27 protein-coding genes and 6 tRNA genes are annotated in these 23,177 nt (G+C 42.5%); 22 read left to right on the top strand and 11 right to left on the bottom strand.

Going from position 1 to position 23,177, the window contains the following annotated elements; all coding sequences use genetic code 11:
• Window positions 1-40 precede the first annotated feature (40 nt).
• Both ACFOGI_RS02300 and ACFOGI_RS02295 read left to right on the top strand, forming a co-directional pair.
• The gene (locus tag ACFOGI_RS02300) at window positions 41-1,354 is read left to right on the top strand and encodes a DEAD/DEAH box helicase (RefSeq protein WP_390267785.1); all 1,314 of its coding nucleotides are present in this window, start codon (window positions 41-43) and stop codon (window positions 1,352-1,354) included.
• A 20-nt stretch (window positions 1,355-1,374) separates the two neighbouring features.
• Window positions 1,375-2,268: a deoxyribonuclease IV gene (locus ACFOGI_RS02295; RefSeq protein ID WP_390267782.1), complete on the top strand. Its 894-nt coding sequence runs from the start codon at window positions 1,375-1,377 to the stop codon at window positions 2,266-2,268.
• A 126-nt stretch (window positions 2,269-2,394) separates the two neighbouring features.
• Here ACFOGI_RS02295 and ACFOGI_RS02290 read toward each other — a convergent pair whose 3' ends face one another.
• A complete protein-coding gene (locus tag ACFOGI_RS02290) occupies window positions 2,395-2,682 on the bottom strand; it encodes a DUF2624 family protein (RefSeq protein ID WP_390267778.1) in 288 nt (95 codons plus the stop codon).
• Between the two features lie 159 nt (window positions 2,683-2,841).
• Here ACFOGI_RS02290 and ACFOGI_RS02285 point away from each other — a divergent pair, with 159 nt between their 5' ends.
• The gene (locus ACFOGI_RS02285) at window positions 2,842-3,225 is read left to right on the top strand and encodes a hypothetical protein (protein WP_390267775.1); all 384 of its coding nucleotides are present in this window, start codon (window positions 2,842-2,844) and stop codon (window positions 3,223-3,225) included.
• A 39-nt stretch (window positions 3,226-3,264) separates the two neighbouring features.
• Here the strand turns inward: ACFOGI_RS02285 and ACFOGI_RS02280 are convergent, their stop codons facing one another.
• Window positions 3,265-3,588, bottom strand: coding sequence for a hypothetical protein (locus ACFOGI_RS02280; protein ID WP_390267772.1), 324 nt, complete (start codon window positions 3,586-3,588; stop codon window positions 3,265-3,267).
• Window positions 3,589-3,655: 67 nt separating this feature from the next.
• On the opposite strand from ACFOGI_RS02280, the gene ACFOGI_RS02275 reads away from it, so the two are divergent.
• The 11 genes from ACFOGI_RS02275 (at window position 3,656) to ACFOGI_RS02225 (ending at window position 11,172) form a co-directional block, all read left to right on the top strand.
• Entirely contained in the window at window positions 3,656-4,288 is a 633-nt protein-coding gene (locus ACFOGI_RS02275) for an NfeD family protein (RefSeq protein WP_390267769.1), read from the top strand.
• Window positions 4,289-4,516: 228 nt separating this feature from the next.
• A complete protein-coding gene (locus tag ACFOGI_RS02270) occupies window positions 4,517-6,142 on the top strand; it encodes a Na/Pi cotransporter family protein (RefSeq protein WP_390267766.1) in 1,626 nt (541 codons plus the stop codon).
• 215 nt (window positions 6,143-6,357) lie between these two features.
• Window positions 6,358-6,432: transfer RNA gene (locus ACFOGI_RS02265), tRNA-Asn, on the top strand.
• A 3-nt stretch (window positions 6,433-6,435) separates the two neighbouring features.
• Window positions 6,436-6,512, top strand: a tRNA-Met gene (locus ACFOGI_RS02260).
• A gap of 22 nt (window positions 6,513-6,534) precedes the next feature.
• Window positions 6,535-6,610 (top strand) — tRNA-His (locus ACFOGI_RS02255).
• Between the two features lie 9 nt (window positions 6,611-6,619).
• Window positions 6,620-6,696, top strand: a tRNA-Ile gene (locus tag ACFOGI_RS02250).
• A gap of 9 nt (window positions 6,697-6,705) precedes the next feature.
• A tRNA-Ser gene (locus ACFOGI_RS02245) sits at window positions 6,706-6,798 on the top strand.
• Between the two features lie 10 nt (window positions 6,799-6,808).
• Window positions 6,809-6,881 (top strand) — tRNA-Phe (locus ACFOGI_RS02240).
• Between the two features lie 159 nt (window positions 6,882-7,040).
• On the top strand, window positions 7,041-7,652 hold the full coding sequence (locus ACFOGI_RS02235; protein ID WP_390267763.1) for a superoxide dismutase: 612 nt from the start codon (window positions 7,041-7,043) through the stop codon (window positions 7,650-7,652).
• A 104-nt stretch (window positions 7,653-7,756) separates the two neighbouring features.
• Window positions 7,757-9,028: an MFS transporter gene (locus ACFOGI_RS02230; RefSeq protein WP_390267760.1), complete on the top strand. Its 1,272-nt coding sequence runs from the start codon at window positions 7,757-7,759 to the stop codon at window positions 9,026-9,028.
• Window positions 9,029-9,102: 74 nt separating this feature from the next.
• Window positions 9,103-11,172, top strand: coding sequence for a peptidoglycan D,D-transpeptidase FtsI family protein (locus tag ACFOGI_RS02225; protein ID WP_390267757.1), 2,070 nt, complete (start codon window positions 9,103-9,105; stop codon window positions 11,170-11,172).
• A gap of 49 nt (window positions 11,173-11,221) precedes the next feature.
• On the opposite strand, the gene ACFOGI_RS02220 is transcribed toward ACFOGI_RS02225, so the two are convergent.
• Both ACFOGI_RS02220 and ACFOGI_RS02215 read right to left on the bottom strand, forming a co-directional pair.
• On the bottom strand, window positions 11,222-11,758 hold the full coding sequence (locus tag ACFOGI_RS02220) for a hypothetical protein (protein ID WP_390267754.1): 537 nt from the start codon (window positions 11,756-11,758) through the stop codon (window positions 11,222-11,224).
• A gap of 22 nt (window positions 11,759-11,780) precedes the next feature.
• On the bottom strand, window positions 11,781-12,002 hold the full coding sequence (locus ACFOGI_RS02215) for a hypothetical protein (RefSeq protein WP_390267751.1): 222 nt from the start codon (window positions 12,000-12,002) through the stop codon (window positions 11,781-11,783).
• A gap of 195 nt (window positions 12,003-12,197) precedes the next feature.
• Here ACFOGI_RS02215 and rpmG point away from each other — a divergent pair, with 195 nt between their 5' ends.
• From rpmG to ACFOGI_RS02180, 7 genes are all read left to right on the top strand, one after another.
• Window positions 12,198-12,347, top strand: a complete 150-nt coding sequence (gene rpmG / locus ACFOGI_RS02210) for a 50S ribosomal protein L33 (protein WP_390267748.1) — start codon at window positions 12,198-12,200, stop codon at window positions 12,345-12,347.
• Between the two features lie 78 nt (window positions 12,348-12,425).
• On the top strand, window positions 12,426-12,989 hold the full coding sequence (locus ACFOGI_RS02205) for a 5-formyltetrahydrofolate cyclo-ligase (RefSeq protein ID WP_390267745.1): 564 nt from the start codon (window positions 12,426-12,428) through the stop codon (window positions 12,987-12,989).
• A gap of 370 nt (window positions 12,990-13,359) precedes the next feature.
• Entirely contained in the window at window positions 13,360-14,910 is a 1,551-nt protein-coding gene (locus ACFOGI_RS02200) for a rhomboid family intramembrane serine protease (protein WP_390267742.1), read from the top strand.
• 91 nt (window positions 14,911-15,001) lie between these two features.
• The gene (locus tag ACFOGI_RS02195) at window positions 15,002-16,459 is read left to right on the top strand and encodes a spore germination protein (protein WP_390267739.1); all 1,458 of its coding nucleotides are present in this window, start codon (window positions 15,002-15,004) and stop codon (window positions 16,457-16,459) included.
• A gap of 80 nt (window positions 16,460-16,539) precedes the next feature.
• Window positions 16,540-16,761 (top strand): YqgQ family protein, encoded by a 222-nt coding sequence (locus ACFOGI_RS02190; protein WP_390267736.1) that lies wholly within the window; start codon window positions 16,540-16,542, stop codon window positions 16,759-16,761.
• Entirely contained in the window at window positions 16,754-17,740 is a 987-nt protein-coding gene (locus ACFOGI_RS02185) for an ROK family glucokinase (protein WP_390267733.1), read from the top strand. The genes ACFOGI_RS02190 and ACFOGI_RS02185 overlap by 8 nt, the downstream gene beginning before the upstream one ends.
• A gap of 208 nt (window positions 17,741-17,948) precedes the next feature.
• Window positions 17,949-19,883 carry an LTA synthase family protein gene (locus ACFOGI_RS02180; RefSeq protein WP_390267730.1) on the top strand — a complete coding sequence of 645 codons (1,935 nt, stop codon included), beginning with the start codon at window positions 17,949-17,951 and terminating at the stop codon, window positions 19,881-19,883.
• A 100-nt stretch (window positions 19,884-19,983) separates the two neighbouring features.
• On the opposite strand, the gene ACFOGI_RS02175 is transcribed toward ACFOGI_RS02180, so the two are convergent.
• The gene (locus ACFOGI_RS02175; protein WP_390267727.1) at window positions 19,984-20,160 is read right to left on the bottom strand and encodes a DUF2759 family protein; all 177 of its coding nucleotides are present in this window, start codon (window positions 20,158-20,160) and stop codon (window positions 19,984-19,986) included.
• Between the two features lie 184 nt (window positions 20,161-20,344).
• Between ACFOGI_RS02175 and ACFOGI_RS02170 the strand changes: the two genes are divergently transcribed.
• The gene (locus tag ACFOGI_RS02170; protein WP_390267724.1) at window positions 20,345-20,971 is read left to right on the top strand and encodes an MBL fold metallo-hydrolase; all 627 of its coding nucleotides are present in this window, start codon (window positions 20,345-20,347) and stop codon (window positions 20,969-20,971) included.
• 42 nt (window positions 20,972-21,013) lie between these two features.
• On the opposite strand, the gene ACFOGI_RS02165 is transcribed toward ACFOGI_RS02170, so the two are convergent.
• The 6 genes from ACFOGI_RS02165 to comGC form a co-directional block, all read right to left on the bottom strand.
• Entirely contained in the window at window positions 21,014-21,256 is a 243-nt protein-coding gene (locus ACFOGI_RS02165; RefSeq protein WP_390267721.1) for a DUF2626 domain-containing protein, read from the bottom strand.
• Between the two features lie 120 nt (window positions 21,257-21,376).
• The gene (locus ACFOGI_RS02160) at window positions 21,377-21,751 is read right to left on the bottom strand and encodes a hypothetical protein (RefSeq protein ID WP_390267718.1); all 375 of its coding nucleotides are present in this window, start codon (window positions 21,749-21,751) and stop codon (window positions 21,377-21,379) included.
• A complete protein-coding gene (locus tag ACFOGI_RS02155) occupies window positions 21,723-22,139 on the bottom strand; it encodes a competence type IV pilus minor pilin ComGF (RefSeq protein ID WP_390268064.1) in 417 nt (138 codons plus the stop codon). Before ACFOGI_RS02155 ends, ACFOGI_RS02160 begins: the two co-directional genes overlap by 29 nt.
• Window positions 22,120-22,461, bottom strand: a complete 342-nt coding sequence (locus ACFOGI_RS02150) for a type II secretion system protein (protein ID WP_390267715.1) — start codon at window positions 22,459-22,461, stop codon at window positions 22,120-22,122. Before ACFOGI_RS02150 ends, ACFOGI_RS02155 begins: the two co-directional genes overlap by 20 nt.
• Window positions 22,448-22,879: a competence type IV pilus minor pilin ComGD gene (comGD, locus tag ACFOGI_RS02145; RefSeq protein WP_390267712.1), complete on the bottom strand. Its 432-nt coding sequence runs from the start codon at window positions 22,877-22,879 to the stop codon at window positions 22,448-22,450. The genes ACFOGI_RS02150 and comGD overlap by 14 nt, the downstream gene beginning before the upstream one ends.
• Entirely contained in the window at window positions 22,857-23,177 is a 321-nt protein-coding gene (gene comGC, locus ACFOGI_RS02140) for a competence type IV pilus major pilin ComGC (RefSeq protein ID WP_390267709.1), read from the bottom strand. The genes comGD and comGC overlap by 23 nt, the downstream gene beginning before the upstream one ends.

Raw genomic sequence — 23,177 nt, 5'->3', positions numbered from 1 at the left:
TTGACTAATCATTCATCAGCATTAAAAAGGAGCATAATCAATGTCAGAGAAAAATTTCAAAGACTTCTCATTCCAGCCCATCATGAATGAGGTCGTTAAAGGCCTTCAATTTAAAAAACCTACGGAGATCCAGAAAGAAATCATTCCAGCTATTTTAGATGGAGAAAGCGTGATTGGGCACTCGAGAACAGGATCTGGAAAAACCCATGCATACTTGCTTCCGCTTTTTAACCAATTGAATGAGGAAGAAAGCGAAGTCCAATTTGTCATTACGGCACCAACACGTGAATTGGCCACACAGATATATGAAGAGGCAAGGAAAATCATTCGTATATCAGGGAAAGAACAGACCTGGACGGCTAAACTCTTGGTGGGAGGGACAGATAAACAGAAAATGGCTGAGAAATTAAAAAAGCCTCCACATATTATTGTGGGAACTCCTGGAAGGATATTAGACCTGGTAAAAGAAGGAGCGGTTTCGATTTATACAGCCCGTTCGTTTGTTATAGATGAAGCGGACCTGATGCTCGATCTCGGTTTTATTCAAGATGTGGATCAGCTGTTGGTTCGCTCCCGCCCTGATGTTCAACTGCTTGTTTTCTCTGCAACCATCCCACAGAGATTGGAACATTTCTTCAGAAAATACTTGGAAAACCCGTATTATGTGAAAGTGGACGACCATTTTTCCCCTGAGACCATGGAACATCGCTTAATTGATGTCAGGCATCGTGATGCCGCCGATATAATAGTGGAACTCTCCAAGGTGATCCACCCATACTTGGCTATCATCTTTACGAATGGTAAGGAAGCTGCCAATCAACTGGCCGATTCTCTTTTGCAAAGAGGACTCCAGCCTGGTCTCATTCACGGAGGTTTGTCGCCACGAGAGCGAAAGCGTGTCCTGAAAGATATACAGAATCTTAAATTCCAATACGTGGTAGCAACTGATTTAGCAGCAAGAGGTATTGACATTAAAGGTGTCAGCCATGTGATCAATGCGCAGCTGCCAAAAGAAGAAGACTTCTATATCCACCGGGTGGGCCGTACTGCTCGAGCGGGAATGGAAGGAACTGCAGTCAGTCTGTACGAGGAAAAAGATGTGAAGCTAATTGAAAAGCTTGAGGATAAAGGGCTAAACTTTATTTATACGGATGTCAAAGATGGAGAATGGCGTGAAGCTAAACCATGGAATGAACGAAATCTTCGAACCAAGACAGCTACTGATATAGATAAAGAGGCTTGGAAACACGTGAAGAAAAAGAAGCAGGTCAAGCCTGGATATAAGAAGAAAATGAAGAGGCAGAAAGAGTCGATCAAGAAACAGTTGGTTAAAAAGAATAGGCGTCGTAAATAGATTAAGGAGAGGTGTACGGTTTGTTAAAGATAGGATCACATGTGTCAATGAATGGAAAGAAAATGCTGCTCGGCTCCAGTGAGCTAGCTGCATCCTATGGGGCAAATACCTTTATGATTTATACAGGCGCTCCTCAGAATACTAGAAGGAAGCCGATTGAAGAACTGAACATCATGGAAGGCCGACAGCATATGGAAGCAAATGGGATTGACGATATAGTGGTGCATGCCCCCTATATCATCAATATAGGCAATACAGTCAAACCGGAGACATTCCAGTTGGGTATAGACTTTCTGCGCAGTGAGATGGATCGTACAGTTGCGTTGGGTTCCAAACAGATTGTCCTCCATCCAGGTTCACATGTTGGCGCGGGAACAGACGCCGGCATTCAGAAAATAACGGAGGGATTAAATGAAGTCCTCGAAAAGGACCGGGATGTACAGATAGCTCTGGAAACAATGGCTGGCAAGGGTTCTGAAGTAGGACGCACCTTTGACGAGTTGGCTAAAATTATCGATGGCGTAACTGAAAATGATAAGTTGTCCATTTGTCTTGATACTTGCCATATTCATGATGCTGGGTATGATGTGGCTCATGACTTCGATGGGGTATTGAACGAATTTGATAAAATAATCGGGTTGGATCGGCTGAAGGTCATCCATGTCAATGATAGTAAGAACGAACGCGGTGCACATAAAGATCGGCATGAAAACATCGGTTTCGGCCATATTGGTTTTGAGGCACTGCATTATGTCGTTCATCACCCACAATTGGCAAGCCTTCCGAAAATTTTGGAGACCCCTTTTGTAGGTGAAGACAAAAAGAATAAAAAAGCTCCATATAAGTTTGAAATCGATATGCTCCGTGAAGGATCATTCGATAGCGATTTGAAAGAAAAAATTACTCAGGCATAAATTAGTCCACTCATGAAGATATTGTGTCGACCCTAAAGACATCACAAAAATATGATAAAGGGTATATGAGTTCCTGTGGGAATTCGCATACCCTTTTTTCCTGCTTGAATGTTGTTGTATTATCGATCACCGATCGAACAAATGCTCCACCCCATAAGAACGAATCAATTCCTGAAACAGTCGTTGTGCTTTTTGGGCGGTAGCATCATCCGTAATCCTTGCCAGTTCCTTCCACATCCTTTGGCGGTCCTTTGACTGGAGAGGATCATACGTCTGATTTCTTAAATAATCCGCAATCTGTTGGGCTTGAACGGTGTCTACAGGAAATCCATATTGCCTTCCATAATGTTCTATTTCTCGAGCGGTAAGCTGTCTTAATTTGCTTCGGATCAGCTGAGCAAGGAATTGGGACATATATACATACTCCTTTTATAATAAATTCCCTTCCACTATATGCAGACATCTGCAAAAGTTTCCCTTCCGGTGGATTCCAAAAAGTACCACCATTAGAATGCTGCAAAAGTCCATAAGCTAAAGACGCACCTCAATAAGTAAGAAAAGGAGGTACAATCGATGGATCCAAGAGATACAAGGAATGGAGTAGAGACTCCTCCCGAGCATGGCGAAAATCATGGGGAAACTCGAAAGAACCAAGATTTTATTGGTATTGAGCCGGATAGTTCCCGCAACGAGGAATATGCTCAAGAGTTTACTGCAGATAATATGTTGGATGATAACCGCGATCAGGCAGAAGATGAGGTCAACAGTACCTATGGATGGATAGGGATTGCACTTTCAGTCATTTCCTTTTTTATCTGGCCGGTCATACTGGGCGGTGCAGGAATTGTGTTGGGTTTTGTTTCCAGAAGCCGTGGAGCAGATTCACTGGGGAACATCGCAATCGCTGCTGGTGCGATCTCCATTTTAATCACTCTTTTCATTTTGCCGTTCGTATAGAAGAAGGAGGCTGATCAAGAATCAGCCTCCTTTTCCATTTTACTTGTATCGTGGAAAATAATAATAATTAGAGGGAACCAATTCATGTGGGTTGCTCGTTGGATTGATGGTCCTCCAATCCTTTATAATCTGATCTATATCCAAAGAATCGGCTTGTGAGCTATTGAGCTTCTCAACAACTGACAATACGGTATCACCTGGTTGAGCTTTTATCTGAATGGCTTCATATTCTTTCCATTCATCCGTATAAGGAGCTTTTTCGACTAGAGGACGATAAGATTTACCTGAAAACAAATCCTGATATATACTTAGACAAAGAAGCATAGCAATGATATATAGGAAGCTCTTTTTAAGAAAGCTCATACATTTTGCTCCTTTTTGAAACTTATTTTTTATAAAATCGTATGTATTTGCGGGGAGGAGAAATGCAATGGAATTATTTGATGTCTCTTGGATAGGGATGGTGATAACTGCCCTGGGAACTTTGTTCTTGATCGGAGAAGTTCTTGTGAACGCCCGTGGCCTTTTTGCTCTATTGGGGCTGGGTTTTATTACCGTCTATTTTTCAGCATATGTGGAAACAAGTTCATTTATCCTTATGCTTGTCATTTATTTTGTAGGATTGTTGCTCATCGTCGTTGACGGTAAAGTAGTCAATGATGGGACATTGGCCACACTGGGGCTTGCAGCGATGGTGTTATCGGTAGCCTTGGCTGCACCTGATTTTATTACAGGCCTTTATGCTGTACTGGGAGTCCTACTTGGAGCCGGTGGATCCCTCTTATTTTTGAAGGTTTTTAAAACAAGAGAAATGTGGACGAAGATAGCTCTGACAGATCAATTAACAGATGAGGCGGGCTATAGTTCCATGAATAAACAGTACAAGAGTCTGGTGGGCATGACAGGCGTCACCTTGAATAGTTTGCGCCCTTCTGGAACGATCCGCATCGAAAATAAAGACTATAGTGCTGTATCCAATGGCCAGTGGATAGAGAAGGGCGTGCCGGTGAAAGTAATTCATGTCGATGGCACGAAAATCATGGTGGAAATGATAAACGAATAGTTGGTTTGACCCCTGCTTCCATGAAATTCAGGCAGGGGTCTTTTTATGGATATATCACCGAGAACAGAGGAACTATAAAGTATTGGAGCAATAGGAAAAGACAGCTATTGAAGAAAGAATGTAAATTTAATGTGAAGTTTCTACGTATACCTTTACAAAACCTTAACGTTCATTTAATAATAGTAGGGGTATATGACAAACTTCGACATTGAAGGGCAGGTTTAAATTTTGGATATTGATGTGCAAACGCTGATTTTCGAATTCATTGGAGGACTGGGTATTTTCCTTCTGGGAATCAAGTATATGGGAGACGGACTGCAGAAAACAGCAGGTGACCGGCTGCGGGACCTCCTTGACAAGTTCACCAGCAATCCTTTCATGGGAGTCCTTGCCGGTATTGTCGTCACCATTTTGATTCAGTCCAGTACTGGTACGACAGTCCTGACAATCGGGCTGGTGAATGCCGGGTTCATGTCCTTTAGACAGGCAATCGGCGTGATTATGGGGGCAAACATAGGTACAACGGTTACAGCATTCATTATCGGTATTGATATTGGTGAATATGCTCTGCCAATTGCAGCAGTGGGTTCATTTCTTCTTTTCTTCTTTAAAAATCCTAAAGTCAATCATATCGGACAAACCATCTTCGGCTTTGGTGCTTTATTCTTAGGACTGGAATTTATGAGCAGTGGCATGTCTCCATTACGTGAATTGCAGGCTTTCCAAGACTTGACGGTCAGTATGAGTTCTAACCCAATCCTTGGTGTGGTAATAGGTACGGTGTTCACTGTAATAGTTCAAAGTTCTTCTGCAACCATTGGTGTGCTCCAGGGTCTGTTCTCACAAGGGGCAATCTCATTGGATGCCGCATTGCCGGTATTGTTCGGAGATAATATTGGGACAACAATCACAGCTGTACTAGCCTCATTAGGAGCTTCTGTAGCTGCTAAGAGAGCAGCATTGACCCATGTCACTTTCAACTTGGTCGGTACAGTTATAGTTCTGCTCTTGCTTGGTTTCTACACACAGTTCATCGGCTTTCTGCAGGCCCAGTTGGAACTCACTCCTGAGATGACGATCGCTTTTGCGCATGGTAGCTTCAATCTTGCCAATGTGATTGTGCAATTTCCATTCATCGGAGCATTGGCGTGGATGGCTACTAAACTGGTGCCAGGTGAAGATGTCATGGTTGAATATAAGCCGAAGCATTTGGATCCTATTTTTATCCAGCAGTCTTCCACACTTGCGTTGGATCAGGCGAAGGAAGAAGTTGTCCACATGGGTGACTATGCTGCCAAAGGCCTTGAAGAAACGAATCTTTATTTGACAACAAGCTTGCAGAAGCATTCGGAAATGGCCATGCAGATAGAAGGGGCTTTGAATAACCTGGATAAAGAAATCACGGACTACTTGGTTAACATTTCTGCTGAATCCCTGTCAGAAGCGGATAGTGCCAAGCATACAGCGCTCATGGACTCTGTCCGGGATATTGAACGGATTGGCGACCACTTTGAGAATATCATCGAGCTGGTCGACTATAAGCGGGCGCATAAAGTCCATCTGACCGAACAGGCCATGCAGGATCTCAACAATATGTTTGATCTGACCATTTTGACCGTCAAACAGGCTGTAAAAGCTCTCGAAGGGATGAACAGAGAAGAGGCGCTTGCCGTGGTGCAAAAAGAGGATCAGATTGATGATATGGAAAGAGATTACCGCAAAAAACATATCATCCGTATGAATGAAGGATTGTGTACAGGAACAGCTGGGATTGTCTTTGTTGATATGATCAGCAACCTGGAACGAATTGGCGATCATGCGGTGAATATCGCAGAAGATGTCCTAGGCGGATAAAAGGTCTGAGGGAGGGGACGAAAAAATGTTCCTTTCCTCGGTTTTTTTGAAATATACCTTGCAAATATATCCATCAGATGGTATATTAAATATTGTCGTTTTCGACGAGTGCATACATATTTTTTAAAAAGATTTAAATTAGATATTGACATATTTTGTCGAATGTGATAAATTAATTCTTGTGCTGTTAATCACACATTTTAATTTCTTATTGATCCACAGTAGCTCAGTGGTAGAGCTATCGGCTGTTAACCGATCGGTCGCAGGTTCGAATCCTGCCTGTGGAGCCATGTGGCGGTGTAGCTCAGCTGGCGAGAGCGTACGGTTCATACCCGTGAGGTCGGGGGTTCGATCCCCTCCGCCGCTACCAATTATCATTTGTATGTAATATGGCGGTCGTGGCGAAGTGGTTAACGCACCGGATTGTGGCTCCGGCATTCGTGGGTTCGATTCCCACCGGTCGCCCCATTACTTGAAGGACCCTTAGCTCAGTTGGTCAGAGCTATCGGCTCATAACCGATCGGTCGCAGGTTCGAGTCCTGCAGGGTCCACCATATTGTTTCGGAGGAATACCCAAGTCTGGCTGAAGGGATCGGTCTTGAAAACCGACAGGGGTGTCAAAGCCCGCGGGGGTTCGAATCCCTCTTCCTCCTCCACTACATAATCGGCTCGGTAGCTCAGTCGGTAGAGCAACGGACTGAAAATCCGTGTGTCGGCGGTTCGATTCCGTCCCGAGCCATCATTTTAAAAGAAAGCAGATGCTTTCTTTTTTTGTGCTTTGCTGACAGGTTTAGATAAAACATGCATATGATTTGCATCCGTCATGCACCTCTGATAATCTTTAAATTAAAGGGTGAATTTTCAATCCTTTATAAATCGATTAGAGGAGGAACTTATTATGGCACAATTCGAATTACCGGAACTACCGTATGCATATGATGCATTGGAACCAACAATTGACAAAGAAACCATGAATATTCACCACACAAAGCATCATAATACTTATGTGACTAAGTTAAATGCTGCTTTGGAAGGACATTCCGACCTGCAGGAAAAATCTCTGGAAGATCTGCTGAGCAACTTGGATGCAGTGCCTGAGAGTGCTCGTACAGCTGTCCGCAATAACGGCGGCGGACATGCTAACCACAGCCTGTTCTGGAAAGTTCTATCCCCGAACGGCGGCGGCGAGCCATCCGGTGAGCTAGCTGAGAAAATAAACTCCAAATTTGGCAGCTTCGACAAATTCAAAGAAGAATTCGGTAATGCAGCAGCAGGCCGCTTCGGTTCCGGCTGGGCATGGCTGGTCGTAAATAACGGGGAGTTGGAAGTTACAAGTACTCCAAACCAAGATACCCCGGTAATGGAAGGAAAAACTCCAATCCTAGGTTTGGATGTATGGGAGCATGCATACTACCTCAAATACCAAAACAAGCGTCCTGAATACATTTCAGCTTTCTGGAATGTTGTAAACTGGGAACAAGTGGAAAAGAATTATAACGAAGCAAAATAATGATAAACACGGGCATATGCCCGTGTTTTTGTTTGTCTAAATAGCTTTTGCATATCTGATACTCATTTGCCAACACTATTAGTAACAAAAAGGAGTATTCAGCCATGCAAAAGAAACTTAATTTCCTTCACGAAAAAATGGATATCACTAGAGATCTGCTGCTTCTCCTATTAATTGGCGGTCTTTACTCGCTCGGGATTTTTCTGTCGAACACTTTTGTCAATATTTATCTTTGGAAGCAATCTGGTGATTATATCACCATCGCTATGTATAATCTCGGTATTGTTTTGTTCCAGCCTGCTACGTTCATCCTTGCAGGAAAAATGGCGAAGAAGGTGGACAGAGTAATTGTCCTCCGGCTGGGAGTTATATTTTTATCTCTGTTTTTCTTAAGTGTTCTTATTATAGGAGAGAATGCTTCCACATTTAATTTTATGCTGGGTAGTTTGCTTGGAATCGGCTATGGCTTCTACTGGCTTGCATTTAATGTGCTCACCTTCGAGATTACCGAGCCTGAAACAAGAGATTTCTTCAATGGATTCCTTGGCGTCCTGCAATCTTTTGGAGGGATGATCGGTCCGATTTTGGCTGGGACCATCATAGCTAAACTGCCCGAGAATCTGGGCTATACGACCATTTTCGCAATTTCATTCGCCTTGTTCATCCTTGCTGTTGCGTCCAGTTTCTTTTTGGCCCGCAGAAGAGCAGAGGGCAGCTTCCACTTCCGCCGGATCCTTGAAGAAAGGAAGCATAATAAGAATTGGAAGCGAATTTTGCATGCACATATTGCCCAAGGACTCAGGGAAGGGATCTTTCTCTTTGTGATTTCCATTTGGGTGTATGTGGTCACACAGAGTGAATTTGCATTAGGTACCTTCAATCTCTTTTTATCCGGGCTGTCATTGGTTTTTTATTTTGTAGCCACCAAATTCATCAAACCCCATCTGAGAAAGAAAGCAATATTGACTGGGGCTGTCATTCTGTACTTTTCCATCTTCATCATTCTGTTCCATATCAACTATCTCCTTCTCCTGCTATACGCCGTGTTTATCGGGATTGCCTACCCCATCATCAATGTTCCTTATGCTTCCATGACGTATGATGTCATTGGAAAGGGATGGAAGGCCAAGGAGCTTCGAGTGGAATATATTGTTGTCCGCGAATTATTCATGAATTTGGGGAGGGTAATTTCCATCGTTGTTTTTCTGATCAGTGTCTCTCTTTTTACTGCGGATCAAGTAATCCCTGTCTTATTGATCATTTTCGGTACAGGACATCTCTTTGTTTATCTGTTCGTAAAAGATATTTATTTGACCACTCCTAATAAAAAAGAGGTCCCGGTCAAAGACCAGATGACAGATGAAAAAAATCGCTGACCATATTAAAAATGATGCTGTACATGGTATAATGTTAGATGGAGCATCATGAATTTTCGTATGGGGGAGGAATTATGGTCAGAGAGAAAAAGAGGAAAAAATCACAGCTTCCCGTCCGATTGAATATACTGTTTTTTATTGTGTTTTTGTTGTTCTCGGTACTGATACTTCAGCTCGGTGTTGTACAGATATTGAATGGGGAAGAGTTCCAGGAGGAGATTGACCGGACCATCCAGGATACAACGAAGATACCCGTTCCCCGGGGGAAAATTTTTGACCGTAATCAGAATGTGGTGGTCGACAATGAACCCGTCTATTCAATCACTTATACACCTCCCAAAGGTACACAGGCGGATGAACGCCTCGAGGTTGCGGAATCACTTGCAGAGTTGATCAGTATGGACACCGGATTATTGACGGAGCGAAATAAAAAAGAGTATTGGTATTTGAAACATAAGGAAGAAGCAGAAAGCCGAGTATCGGATGAAGAAGCAGTAGACATGAGCAATGCAGAGTACTACAATGCGGTTTTAGAAGAAATCACAGAAGAAGAGATCAGCAATTTCTCCAAACAGGAGAAAGAAGTAATAGCCATAAAGAAAGAGCTGGATAAAGCCTATTCTCTGACACCGCAGATTGTAAAAAATAAAGATGTTACTGCAGAAGAATATGCGAAGGTAGCCGAGAATCTGGACAAGCTTCCAGGAATCAATGCTACGACTGATTGGGACAGAGAATATCCATATGGAGATACTTTTCAGTCACTGCTTGGGTCGATCACCACCCAACAGCAGGGTATCCCGGCAGAAGATGAAGAATATTATATGACACGGGGCTACAGCAGAAACGACCGGGTTGGCAGAAGCGGTTTGGAGGAGCAGTATGAAGATGTGCTCCGTGGCCGCAAGGAACAGATACAATATACGACCGATAAAAGCGGACGGTTGATCGATACGGAAACGGTGGTAGAGGGGCAACGAGGCAAAGACCTAGTCCTTACGATCGATATGGAATTCCAAAAAGAAGTAGATAAAATCCTCCAGGAGGAATTGCTCACCGCTATTCAAAAACATCCAACAGCCAATCGTCATATGGAGGATGCCTTGGCGGTCGTAATCGATCCCCAAACAGGTGAATTGCTTGCTGTATCTGGGCAGTCATATGACAGGGAGGATAATGAATTTGTAAATACAGCACATAAGACTTTGTATGACTCCCATGTTCCCGGTTCTGTTGTCAAAGGTGCCACTGTGCTAGCTGGATTGGATTCAGGGGTGATCAGTCCCGGGGAATATATCCATGATTCTCCCATCAAAATAGGAACTGGTGCTCCGAAAGGGTCGTGGTCCAATAATCTAGGAACACTCGACGATATCGGAGCACTTCGCAGGTCTTCCAATGTGTATATGTTTTATATTGCCCTCCGAATGGGCGGCGAGTACCGCTATCCATTCCCGAATGGTTCAGGGGCTTCATTTGACCTCAATGCTTGGCAAGAAATAAGGAATTACTTCCGACAGTTCGGCCTGGGAACAGAAACCGGTGTAGATTACCCATATGAATCGACAGGGCTCAAAGGGGAAAACACCAGCAGACCTGGTATTTTTATGGACAATGCCATCGGACAGTATGATACTTATACAACCATGCAGCTGGCACAATATGTTTCTACCATAGCAAATGATGGTTACCGTGTTAGACCTCATTTTGCCAAGGAAGTTCGGGAACCGATTCCTTCTATGGAGGAAGTGGGTCCGCTGTATAAAAGCATCAATACAGAGGTGCTCAACCGGATAGAAATGAATGATAGTTACATCGACCGAGTACAGGAAGGGTTCCGTCAAGTATTTCAGTCTCCTGGAGGGACTGGATATAGCTATTTTGCTGATAAGAGTTATCAGCCGGCTGGGAAAACTGGAACAGCTGAATATGAATTTTACGAAGATGGTAAACAAATCTACACGGAAAATCTGAGTTTGGTTGGATATGCACCTTATGATGAGCCAGAAGTGGCTTTTGCGGTGGTTGTACCGAAAACCGGCGACACTAGTAATCAGCATCCGATCAACCATATGATAGGAGAGCGTATTTTAGATACGTATTTTGACTTGAAAGAGAAAAGGGATGAGGAAGCAGGGGAATAATTGCTGCTTCGCATGAATAAAGCCCTCCGGCGGTCGCGGAGGGCTTTGTTCATTGCGTTATTTTAACAGCAATTTCATAGAAACTCATATTGCTCGACACTTCAACGTCTCCAATTTGGATATAAGGGCTGAAGTCATGCTTGTTCAGGTATGTATTGAATTCCTTGGAATCTTCTACAATTCCTTCTTTTTCAAGCATGAAACTGACATCGGAAGAAGCCATCCCTGGTTCAATGGCCAGTGTAATCGGTTCTCCTGTATTTTTGTCATCTTTCTCCGGTTCCGAGGATTCTTCTGTTTTATCATTGGTATCCGGCTGATCTGTTGATCCATCATTCTTCCCCGGTTCGCTCTGATTGTCAGTAGCTTCAGCGCTTTGTCCGTGTGCATCTTTTTGTACTGAATAGGTTATGTATTCGGATTCGGTGAGTACATGATACCCTTCATCTTCCACTATTTTAATCAATTCCTCAATGGAGGCTGAATTGACAGTGTCCTGAGGCGCAGGATATACATAATTTCCTGCCAGCATCAAGACTCCTGCCACAAATAAACCGATGGCAAATGCTTGTATTGGCTGTTTCATGTTCATCTCCCTGTCTTTGAACTTATGATGGTTTTTTATCCTGTGATTCGTTGCCTAAGTCCTGGGTAAGCAATTCTCCCTCCAGTATCTTCACTTTTTTCTTTAACTGGTAATTATCCTGCATGGTGGTGAGAGTGAGCTGCTCCAGTTGGCTTTCCATTTCCTTGAAACGGTCATTCAAGAAAAAAGACAGCACGAATAGAACCACGGCAACTGCAATGATCGCGATGGCTGCATATAACATCGTATTCCTCCTATCATTCTCTATGATGTTTTAGTTTTGTACATTACTAGTTATATCATAGAAGGTACCGAGAGGAAACACCAACTTTTTACACGAACACCTTGATAGTTGTCCAAACATCTGATATTATAATTAAGTCTGAAATGAAAAATTCGCTCATTAGGAAGCAATTTTTTAAAGTCGGGAGGGAAAACCATGCGCGTAAACATTACACTAGCTTGTACCGAAACAGGAGACCGCAATTACATTACGACGAAAAATAAACGTACGAATCCTGGGCGTATTGAGCTTATGAAATATTGTCCACGTTTGAAAAAACACACTTTGCATCGTGAAACTAAATAAAGTGACACAATAAAACTCTTATCATTTAATTGATGAGAGTTTTATTTTTACATGGAGACCACGGAAGGTGGTGATGTAATGAATAAACATATCTTGCGGCAGGAAGCAGTGGACATGCTGAAAAAAGTCTCTGACGAACAAAAGAAATATACGGAGCAGAAGTTGGCAGAATGGCTCATTAATTCTTCTTTCTGGAGGAAGGCTGCTACTGTCGGCATAACTGTCTCCAGTGGATTTGAATGGAATACTAGGCCGATTATTGAATCGGCATGGGAAGCTGGAAAGATAGTCGGGGTTCCTAAATGTATACCTGCCAAGCGGTCGATGGAATTTTTGCGCTTGGATTATTATCATCAATTGGAGCGGGGAGCTCATGGGTTGCTTGAGCCCAACCCCGAGGAAACAGAGAAATTGGAAAAGGAGTTTCTTGAATTATTGGTCGTTCCTGGACTGCTATTCGATAGAAATGGTTATCGAATCGGTTTTGGTGGGGGTTATTATGATCGATTCTTGAATGGTTTTCCTAACTTGACCATCTCCATTCTGAATGCTGAGCAATTGGTCGATCATCTGCCTAATGAACCCTATGACATTCCTGTTCAATATCTTGTCACAGAGAATGGAATCATTTCGACTGGTTGAACTGTTGATCTGTGGGTATATTTTATAATGGTCCGCGAAAAATAAGGATATGATCGAGCAGAAAAGGGTGTTTACTTATGAGGGTCATTATCTTTATTATTAGCACAGCAGCAGCCTTGACAATGTTATTCAGGTGGCGTTACCGTATATTGAACACCATTCTTGCGGTAGGTATTTTGCGTAAGGTGGCTGTTTCCCTATCAATGAATATTCCCGGCTTGAAGGAAAAAATGATTTCCGGGCTGTTTCGCCCCAATTAAAAGTAAGTAGTATGACTAGAGGAGCTGTGGATAGCAGCTTCTTTTTTTAAGCTCCAATAATCCTGTAGATGGTTTATTTGGTATGATAATAAGAGGGGAGGGATGCCGTGTTGCTGGACGAAAGATATTACATGTATCGTACGGCATATCATCTGCTTACAAAGAAACAGTATGATGTTTTGTATATGGATGGAGAGAGAGAAGAGGTATGGATGGAAAAGTCAGCAGACGGGACATCCAATATAATACGTTTGAGTCTTAAAGGTTTCGGCTGGAAAAATCAACTGATGAAAGACATGGAAGAAACGGCCGGCCAAATGATTCAAATGAAACGAACCTTCCCAGGAAAACACGTAAAAATACATCATGTCTATATCAGTACATATTCTCCGGTTGATGACTGGGAAGAAATGAATCGTCCTGTAATGCTCAAGGGCAGGCGGCGTTTGTTGGATATGTTTGCTTACAATATAAACCCGGCAGGAGGGGGAGAAGAGGAGTCCAGGTTGCAGAGAGCCATTGGTGTAAAGTCTATAAGTGATGACGAGCCATTTTCTTTGAGGGAGAAAGAATCCAGATCTCAATTTTATCTACATTTCTTGATGAAAGAGTTGGATAGAAATCGAAGGAAAGTGGATGAATTATTTTCGTATGGCACACCGATATTCACCTACCTATTATTACTCCTAAATATTTCCTGCTTTTTGGTGGTAGAATTTTATGGTGACAGCACGTCCATCAATGATTTAATAAAATACGGAGCAAAATATAATCCAGCTGTCATAGATGGAGAGTGGTGGAGAATCCTCACTTCCATGTTCCTGCATATCGGTTTTCTTCATCTATTCATGAATATGTTGGCCATGTATTACATTGGATCATTGACGGAGAGAATTTACGGCAACAGTCGTTTTTTGGCTATTTATATGCTGGCCGGTATTGGTGGCGGTTTGGCGAGCTTTGCCTTTACAGTAAATGTTTCAGCAGGGGCTTCTGGGGCGCTTTTCGGCTTATTTGGAGCATTATTGTTCTTTGGAGTACCTCATAAAAAGGTTTTTTTTCAGACAATAGGCATGAATATTGTCATTCTGGTCGGAATAAATATTGTCTTTGGTTTGGCCGTGCCTCAGATAGACAATGGTGCTCATATGGGTGGGTTGATTGCCGGTTTTATCGCTGCAGCAATTGTCTACTTGCCAAAAGAAAGAAAAATGCTTATTCAAGTCCTTGCAATGTCTACTTACCTCTTCATGGCTGTCGGCTTAGGCATCTACGGGACAGAACATAACCTGGAAAGCCAGTCATACCATCTATTAAAATTAGAGGAGGCATTGGCTGCAAATGATTATGAAACCGTTATTGAAGCGGCAACCAATGCATTGGAACTGGATGGGGAACTTGATCATCTTCTTTTGTTTCAACGTTCATACGCTTATATGGAGAAAGGAAAGATTGATCTGGCGAAGAAGGATTTGGAGGAGAGTATCGAAGCCGAAGAGCCTGTGCCTGAAGCATTCTATAACCTGGCGCTGATCTACGTGAAAGAGGGAAGAATGGAAGAGGCAGAGAAGTTGGCAGAGGAAGCGTATGACCAACGCCCTGAAAACGAAGATTTCGCCAAATTGTACAATCGTCTTACAGGGGATAGGGATGAGGAGTAAAGAGAGTGTGGGGGACAGGTAAGAAGTGCATAAATAACTGCAAGCAGGCTCAAACTAATTCCATAACTTTTAAAGAGTGACGGGTGAGTATATGGAGAAGGAAACACAAGAACTTTTCGGTTCTTTCCACAAAAATGTAAATTATATGAAAGAGCGCTTGGCAGTAGACAAAAGCTTCGATATTATTCAGCTGGATCTTGAATATGCCGGCAGAAAAATGGCTTTATTTGTCATAGATGGATTTGCCAAGGATGATATTCTGCATCTTTTGATGAAATTTCTGGCTCAACTGGAACCTGAAGAGATTGACCCTGATCCATTGACCAAGCTTTTAAGGACATATCTTCCTTATATAGAAATAGATCAAAGCGACGATTTAAATCAAGCAGCGGATCTTGTTCTTGGGGGTCCTGCGGCTCTTGTCATTGAAGGTTTGGACAAAGTCATTATGATTGATGCCCGTACCTATCCGGTACGGTCGGTGGCCGAGCCCGATTTAGAAAGAGTCGTCAGAGGATCGAGAGATGGTTTTGTAGAGACTATCGTCTTCAATACATCCCTGGTAAGGCGCAGGGTTCGGGACCGTTCCCTCCGCATGGAATACATGCAAATCGGGCGGAGGTCCTTGACCGATATCTGTATATGCTACCTGTCTGATATCGCAGACGAACAACGGGTAGAAGAGCTTAAAGATACACTTAAGCAAATTGATACAGACGGGTTGCCGATGGCTGAGAAAACGATTGAAGAGTATATCAGCGGACGCCACTGGAATCCTTATCCAACTGTGCGTTATACGGAAAGGCCGGATACAGCGTCTGCACACTTATACGAGGGCCATGTGTTGGTTATGATTGATGGTTCTCCCAGTGTGATGATTACTCCGGCAACTTATTGGCATCATCTACAGCATGCGGAGGAATACCGGCAGAAGCCGCTTGTCGGTGCCTATTTGCGTTTTGTCCGTTTCTTTGCTGTGTTGGCAGCAATATTCATTCTGCCTCTCTATTATTTATTTTCTGTGAACCCCACTCTTCTACCATCAGGAATGGAATTTATTGGTCCAAATGAAATGGGCGTCATCCCTTTGCTTTTGCAGTTTCTGATAGCCGAAATAGGTATTGATATGCTGAGGATGGCTGCGATCCATACGCCATCTTCATTGGCCACAGCACTTGGATTGGTGGCAGCTATCATGATTGGACAGATTTCGGTGGAAGTCGGCTGGTTCTCCAATGAAGTTGTCCTGTACCTAGCATTGGCTGCGATAGGATCCTACGCAACCCCTAGTTATGAGATGAGCCTCGCTAACCGGTTGGTGCGTATTTTCCTTCTGCTCGCAGCTGCAGCTTTCGGCCTGGTAGGCTATGTGGCAGCTATAACATTTTGGATTCTATATATTACCCGTATGGAGACATTTCGTGTTGCCTATTTTTGGCCGTTCCTGCCATTTTCTTACAGAGCATTCAGGGATATTTTCGTAAGAACTCCAATTCCGTTACAGAGCAAGAGGCCAGATTTCTTAAACCCAAAAGATCCAGACCGTTAATGGACGGTCTGGATTTTTAATGCTATAATATTTTATTCCTTATTTGATTTTAATTTGATATAATGGGGTTTGGTGCAGAAGTGGAAACAATCCTGGAAGTACAAAAGCTATTACGAAAATATGGAGCATTCATTTACACAGGCAATCGATTGGGAGATCTTCAACTGATGGAGATGGAACTGGATGAACTGCACCATTGGCTGTTTATTTCAAACATGGAGTATTTGCAGGCGAAACTGATAATCAAGCGAGAAATAACATCTATAAAGGAAACGAATCAAAGGGGTGTATCTGATGAGTAAGTATATTGCAGGGATTGATATCGGAGGAACCACCATTAAAATTGGGTTAATCAGTCAAGCTGGTGAAATCATGGAAAAATGGGAGATCCCAACAGATACATCCGACCAAGGGAAGCATATAGTTAAGGATATATGGGAATCCATAGTCACCAAGTTGGCGAGTATAGGAAAGGTTCGGGACGACATTTTGGGACTGGGCGTAGGTGCTCCTGGTTTCATCGATGGAGACACTGGCTTTGTATTTGAGGCAGTGAATATCGGTTGGAAGGATTTGGATTTGGCTGGGCAATTAAAGGAAATGTCCAATCTTCCGGTCTTTGTTCAAAATGACGCCAATATCGCCGTCTTGGGAGAAAATTGGAAGGGTGCCGGCAACCAGGCTCAAAATGTTATTGCCATTACGTTGGGGACAGGAGTCGGCGGCGGCATTATTGCAAATGGAGATATTGTGGACGGTGAGAACGGAATGGCAGGAGAGATTGGCCATTTCACCATCGATCCGGAAGGCCATCTGTGCAATTGCGGCCGGAGAGGCTGCCTGGAGACTATCGTGTCTGCCACCGGTATGGTCCGGCAGGCAGTAGAGCAGGCTCGTCAATATCCGGAAGGAAAACTTGCAAAACTGCAGAAACAGAAGGGAAGCATTTCGGCCAAGGATATTGCCGATCTGGCTGCCGAAGGTGATACGCCAAGTATCCGTATCATTAAAAAGAATGCAGAAATACTTGGTAGGCTCATTTCAAATATGGGGACTGTTATTAATCCTTCCAAAGTGTTGATCGGCGGCGGTGTATCCAAAGCGGGAGACATGCTGATTGATGAAATTGCACATGCTTTCCATGGTTATGCTTTAAAAAGGGTCAGCGATATATGCGAAATCAAGCAAGCTGAACTCGGAAATGATGCAGGCATCATAGGAGGGGCATTTCTTGTGAAGCAGAGACTCCTGGATGCTGAATTTGATAATAATCCTGTCTGATGATATATTAAGTCTTAATTCTCAATAAGAATCTTATTCTATTAAACTTAATATAGATGGTTTCAACTGCTTCCTGGTAGGGAAATTATTAAAGGGTCTGCGAGAAGTAGAAAGGAACAGCACTAAAAACGGCATCAATTAATTAACTGGTTAATAACAATAAGAGCATAAGGGAAAGAAATGGGAACATTTTGAAGGAGGAACTTATATGGAATGGAAACGACCCAGCGTCCCGCTGTATATTATCGCGGCGCTGTTGTTCGGCTTGAAAAGTTATATTGTATACCGCTTTGTATTTAATATCGGCCTAGAAAATTCAATGCAGGAGTTCATCCTGCTGATTAATCCTTTTGTAACGGCATTTTTATTTTTTGCCATCAGCGTTTGGTTCAATAAACAATCGCGTCAGATGAAATTCATCCGTTATGGTGCTCTGGCGGCAAGTTTGATTGTCTTTGCGAATGTAGTCTTCTACCGACAATTTACAGATTTCATCACGATACCTCAACTGTTTATGGGAAGCAACATGGCAGATCTCGGTTCAAGTATTTTCACGCTGATCATGCCATACGATGTCCTGCTTTTCGCGGATGTCGTCCTTATCTGGTATCTGAGTAAAAAGTATGAGAAAAATATGAGCGTACATTACGCACGGAGCGGAAAGGTTTTCGCCATGGCCATGTCCTTGGTTCTGCTGGCCGGGAATTTCTTCTTGGCAGAAATGGAAAGACCTCAGTTGTTCACACGAGGTTTCGACCGAGAGTACCTGGTGAAAAACATCGGTCTATTCAACTTTCACATTTACGATATTATCGTACAATCCAAGACGGAGTCCCAACGAGTATTTGCAGACGGTAATGAACTTCCGGAAATACAAGAATTCATTGATAAGAATGTGAAAGTAGAGGAAGGCAAATCTGAAATGTTCGGCGCTGCGGAAGGTAAGAATGTAATATATATCAATGCAGAATCGCTTCAGGAATTTGTCATTGGCAATACGCTTCATGGGGAAGAAATTACTCCTTTCCTAAATAGTTTGATAGATGATAAAGATACGTACTACTTTGAGAATTTCTATGAGCAGACTGGACAGGGAAACACTTCCGATTCAGAATTCCTGGTAGAGAATTCCTTGCATCCTCTCTCAAGAGGAGCAGTATTCTTCACTCACGGCGGCAATGAGTACCATGCACTTCCAGGGATTCTTGAAGAAAAAGGGTACACCTCATCGGTTCTCCACGCAAACAATAAAAGCTTCTGGAACAGGGAGCAGATGTACAACAGTATGGAATTTGACCACTTCTACGGGGAGGAATCCTATGAAGTGACGGAGGAAAACTCCTTTGGTTGGGGATTGCTGGATAAGCCATTCTTTGAGCAGTCCATGAAGTATCTGGAATCGATGGAACAACCATTCTATTCCAAGTTCATAACACTGACAAACCACTTTCCATTTGATATGCCGGAGGATGAAACTACGTTGGAGCCATATGATTCCAATTCCAATACGTTGAATAAATTCTTCCCGGCTGTCCGATATATGGATGAAGCAATCGAGGATTTCTTCGGACACTTGAAAGAAACAGGCCTGTATGAGGATTCTGTCATTGTGATAATGGGGGACCATATCGGCATCAGTGCCAACCATAACAAAGCAATGGCACAATACTTGGACAAGGATACTATCACACCGTATGACCAGGTACAGCTGCAACGAGTTCCATTATTTATACACATTCCAGGTCACGGGAAGGGAGAGGTGATTTCCGAAGTTTCTGGACAGATTGATATGAAACCAACGATGATGAGTCTGTTGGGAATTGAAGAGGATGAAAATGAAATCCGTTTTGGCAATGACCTGTTCTCTGATAACAGAAAAGGCTATGTAGCTTTAAGGAACGGCGACTTTGTGAGCGAAGAATATATTTCTACCGCTGGCATATGTTATGACAGGGAAACTGGCGAGAAGCTTGAAGCAGAGACGGAGAATACGAATGAAGATCATGCTGTAGATTCGTCAGCTGCTGCAGACGGTCCTTGTGCTCCTATCCAGGAAAAAGTGGAAAAAGAATTGGCTTATTCCGACAATCTTGTTTATGGAGACTTATTCCGGTTTATTGAGTTTGAAGAAGAAGATGAATAATAAAAAAACTGCCCTAAGTGTAGGGCAGTTTTTTTGCGTTATGGTACACAAAAGGCTGACTTGTATAATACGTCAGCCTTCTGTTTATTTCTACTGCTGTTTAAGATCCTGATATTTCCGAGATGAGGGTGGCTATCGCAAAGAAACCAAATGCCAGTGCAGTAACCGCAGAGAATCCAAGAGCAAACAAGTTCTTAAATTTCAACTGACGGATTACGGATACAACAGCTAAGAGAGCCACCAATAAAAATAAAATTGCCAATACAGAATGCATCATGTCATTTCCTCCTTATACAATTCCTAAAAGTTATCCTTGGTAAAGGAAATTCAGTTGTATTATTATGTAATCAGACGATTATATCTCTTATTTTATATTATTGTATGATTTTTGTCGAGGTATAACCATGGTTTTATCCATTGGATACCTAGTAGGAGATAATTATAATTATAGGAGGGTTATGATGGAAATACATGCTATGCAGCTGGGCCCATTAGGGACTAACTGTTATATTTTACAGGAGGGGAAGGAAGCACTAGTGATCGATCCGGGCGGTGATGCTCATAGAGTCATTGAATTTATGGAACACCAACAGTTGAAGCCTGCTGCCATATTGTTGACACATGCTCATTTCGACCATATTGGCGCCGTCGGAGAGCTGCGAAAGCATTACCAGATAGATGTATATCTTCATGAGAAAGAGGCTGATTGGCTGGAAGACCCTAAGCTTAATGGCTCTCTCCTGTTTACAGACAATGAAGTTGCTACTTCAGTTGCCGAGCATACCATAAAGCCGGGTAGGATGAATATTGGCAGTTTTTCATTTGAAGTCTTACATACACCCGGTCACTCACCGGGAAGTGTAAGTTTCGTTTTCAGGGAGCAAGACCGCGTTTTTAGTGGAGATGTTCTTTTTCAACGTGGTATAGGAAGAACAGATTTGCCTGGGGGAGATTTCCAAGAGTTGGAGAAAAGCATTAGGGAAAAGCTATATCAGCTCGCAGAAGAATGTACAATATACCCCGGCCATGGACCTACTACGGCCATTGGAGAAGAGAAAAGGGAGAACCCCTTCGTTTCTACGCGATAACAAAAAAACCCTATCCATATACGGATAGGGTTTTTTTGGCTTTTAATGTCCGAACCCAGGTACAAGTATAAATTCCGAATACCATGTAAAGCCGACGAAAAATACTGTACAGTAAGCACCGAACATATACATATACATGCGTTCAGATAATCTTAAGTAGCTCAATGTAAGGAAAAATGCCGTTTGAACAAGGAACAATAAAGCAGTTGTCGTCATATCACCTACATAGAACATAACAGTGAAAATACCTGTCCAAAAGGCAAGCACACGAAACATCCGATCCATGCTTTTCCCCCTCCTTTTGATAACCTTATCATTGTTATTATATACGAGTAATTAATAGTTGTAAACGAATGTTACTGAAGACAAAGAATTTAACCTTGCAAAATAGGTATAAATGTCTGTTCATTGGTGTTGGAACTTCATGTAGTTAGTCAACTCTGTTTGCGAATAGTCAGTAGTTATCAAAAAATGCAGCAATAACGTATCCGGGTCCATAGGAAAAATATCGATGACGACGTTTCCATCTGGGAAATCGTACATTGCGAGACGCGGCACCTCTTCTTGGGTGTCTAGATCTTTTTCTACTTTTGCTCTACCCATTTGAAATAATGTCTCAATCTTGATTTCCTCTAGATGATTCCTGCTAATATCAATGGTATTTTTATATGCATGTATACTTGAAGCCACACCGGACAAAACCACTAGAATAATCACCAGTACATACGGCAGGAAAAAGCCATGTTCTTTCTTATTCATAAAATATAAGAGTCTTTTCATATTTATCACCTTTAAGGGAAGTGACGGTTATTCGAATACCGTGGTTTAACTCTAAAAACTCCACATGTTTAATGTTTCTCAAGTAAATTTCGTGTCCTCTGCCATCTACCCGTCTTCGTATACTATTTTGATATATCTCAATGGTAGCCGTGGAATGGTCAGGGAGTTCTAACTGCATAGAGTCGGTAGTGAGTTCAAAACCGACCGATTGGATCAGGTCATTGCGGACAAAACGGAAGAACTGCTGGATAGATATTTCTTCTAGATTGTCTTTTGGTTGGGGATATAAAATCAAATAACTTACGAAAGGGAGACTTATTGCAAGGAGGCTCAGTGCAAAAAACAGATTAATGAAAGTAAACCCATCTTCATTTTTCCTTAATGCCATAGATACAATAAATTTCTTCTTTATGTTTTGCATTTTTCCATTCAGCACATCCTTTGATAAATCCGGCATCCATGAAAAAAGAATACGTAACGTCACGAACAGAATGGGATTTCGTATACTCAGCAGGCAGTGGACGGTCGTCTTGCCTGATATATAACTGTAGTTCATCGTGCAGACGCAAGGAGATATCCCGACGATCACTTAGGATTGCCTGTTCGGTGGATACAAGGGCTATTATCGGAAATACGGTGGTTACTGTCGTCATCAGGATGGTAAATGCCACCAAACTTTCAATGAAGGTGAAACCTCTAGTATTCAACAAGATGGAACCTTCCTTTCCCGGGTGGAAATACTGCTGAATAATGATGGCTTGGAGTAGTGATCAAGATCTGTCCAGCTTGGCGTATAGAGCCTGTTTTCGTAAAAGAAAGATACCTGAAGGAACTGGGAGCCATACGTACTCCAGGCGGATACTCTCTCACTTCTATTGCTTTCGATTCATAGAAAATAGTATATTTGTCGCTTTGAAAAGTAATACGTACATTATTCAGTGTGGAAGATGCAAGATGTTGGATATAAAGCACATCATGTTCAAAAGTTTCCAGAAACTCTTTCTCCCGCTGCTGTTCCAGAAGGGACAGGGAAACGGGAACGGAGAGAAAGAGGAGGATTGCGATGATACCAAGAGAAATTTGCAGTTCCAATAGGGTGAAACCCTTATTCAATTGCGGTTGGTACACTTACACTGCCGTCTGTATTGGTATAATTTAAATCCTGTCCATTTGAACATGTCGTCTGGTCTTCCGTAATATAGTCATCTGCAGCCAAAGCAGCAAGAGTTTCCGGGTAATCCCCATTTTCCAAATGATAAAGTGCAACCTGTGACTCGACAACAGATACAAGTGCTTCGCAACCTGTATCATGAACGCTCTCACTTCGGGTACTCAGATTAGGGACGATCAGAATAATCAATACAGAGATGATGGTCAACACGATGAGCATCTCAATTAATGTAAAACCTTTATTACTTTTCAACAT

The organism is Virgibacillus xinjiangensis (assembly GCF_042643145.1).
In the GTDB taxonomy this organism is placed as follows: Bacteria; Bacillota; Bacilli; order Bacillales; family Amphibacillaceae; genus Virgibacillus_O; species Virgibacillus_O xinjiangensis.
Note: the sequence above shows the minus strand (reverse complement) of the source record. Positions and strands in the feature narration are given on the sequence as shown.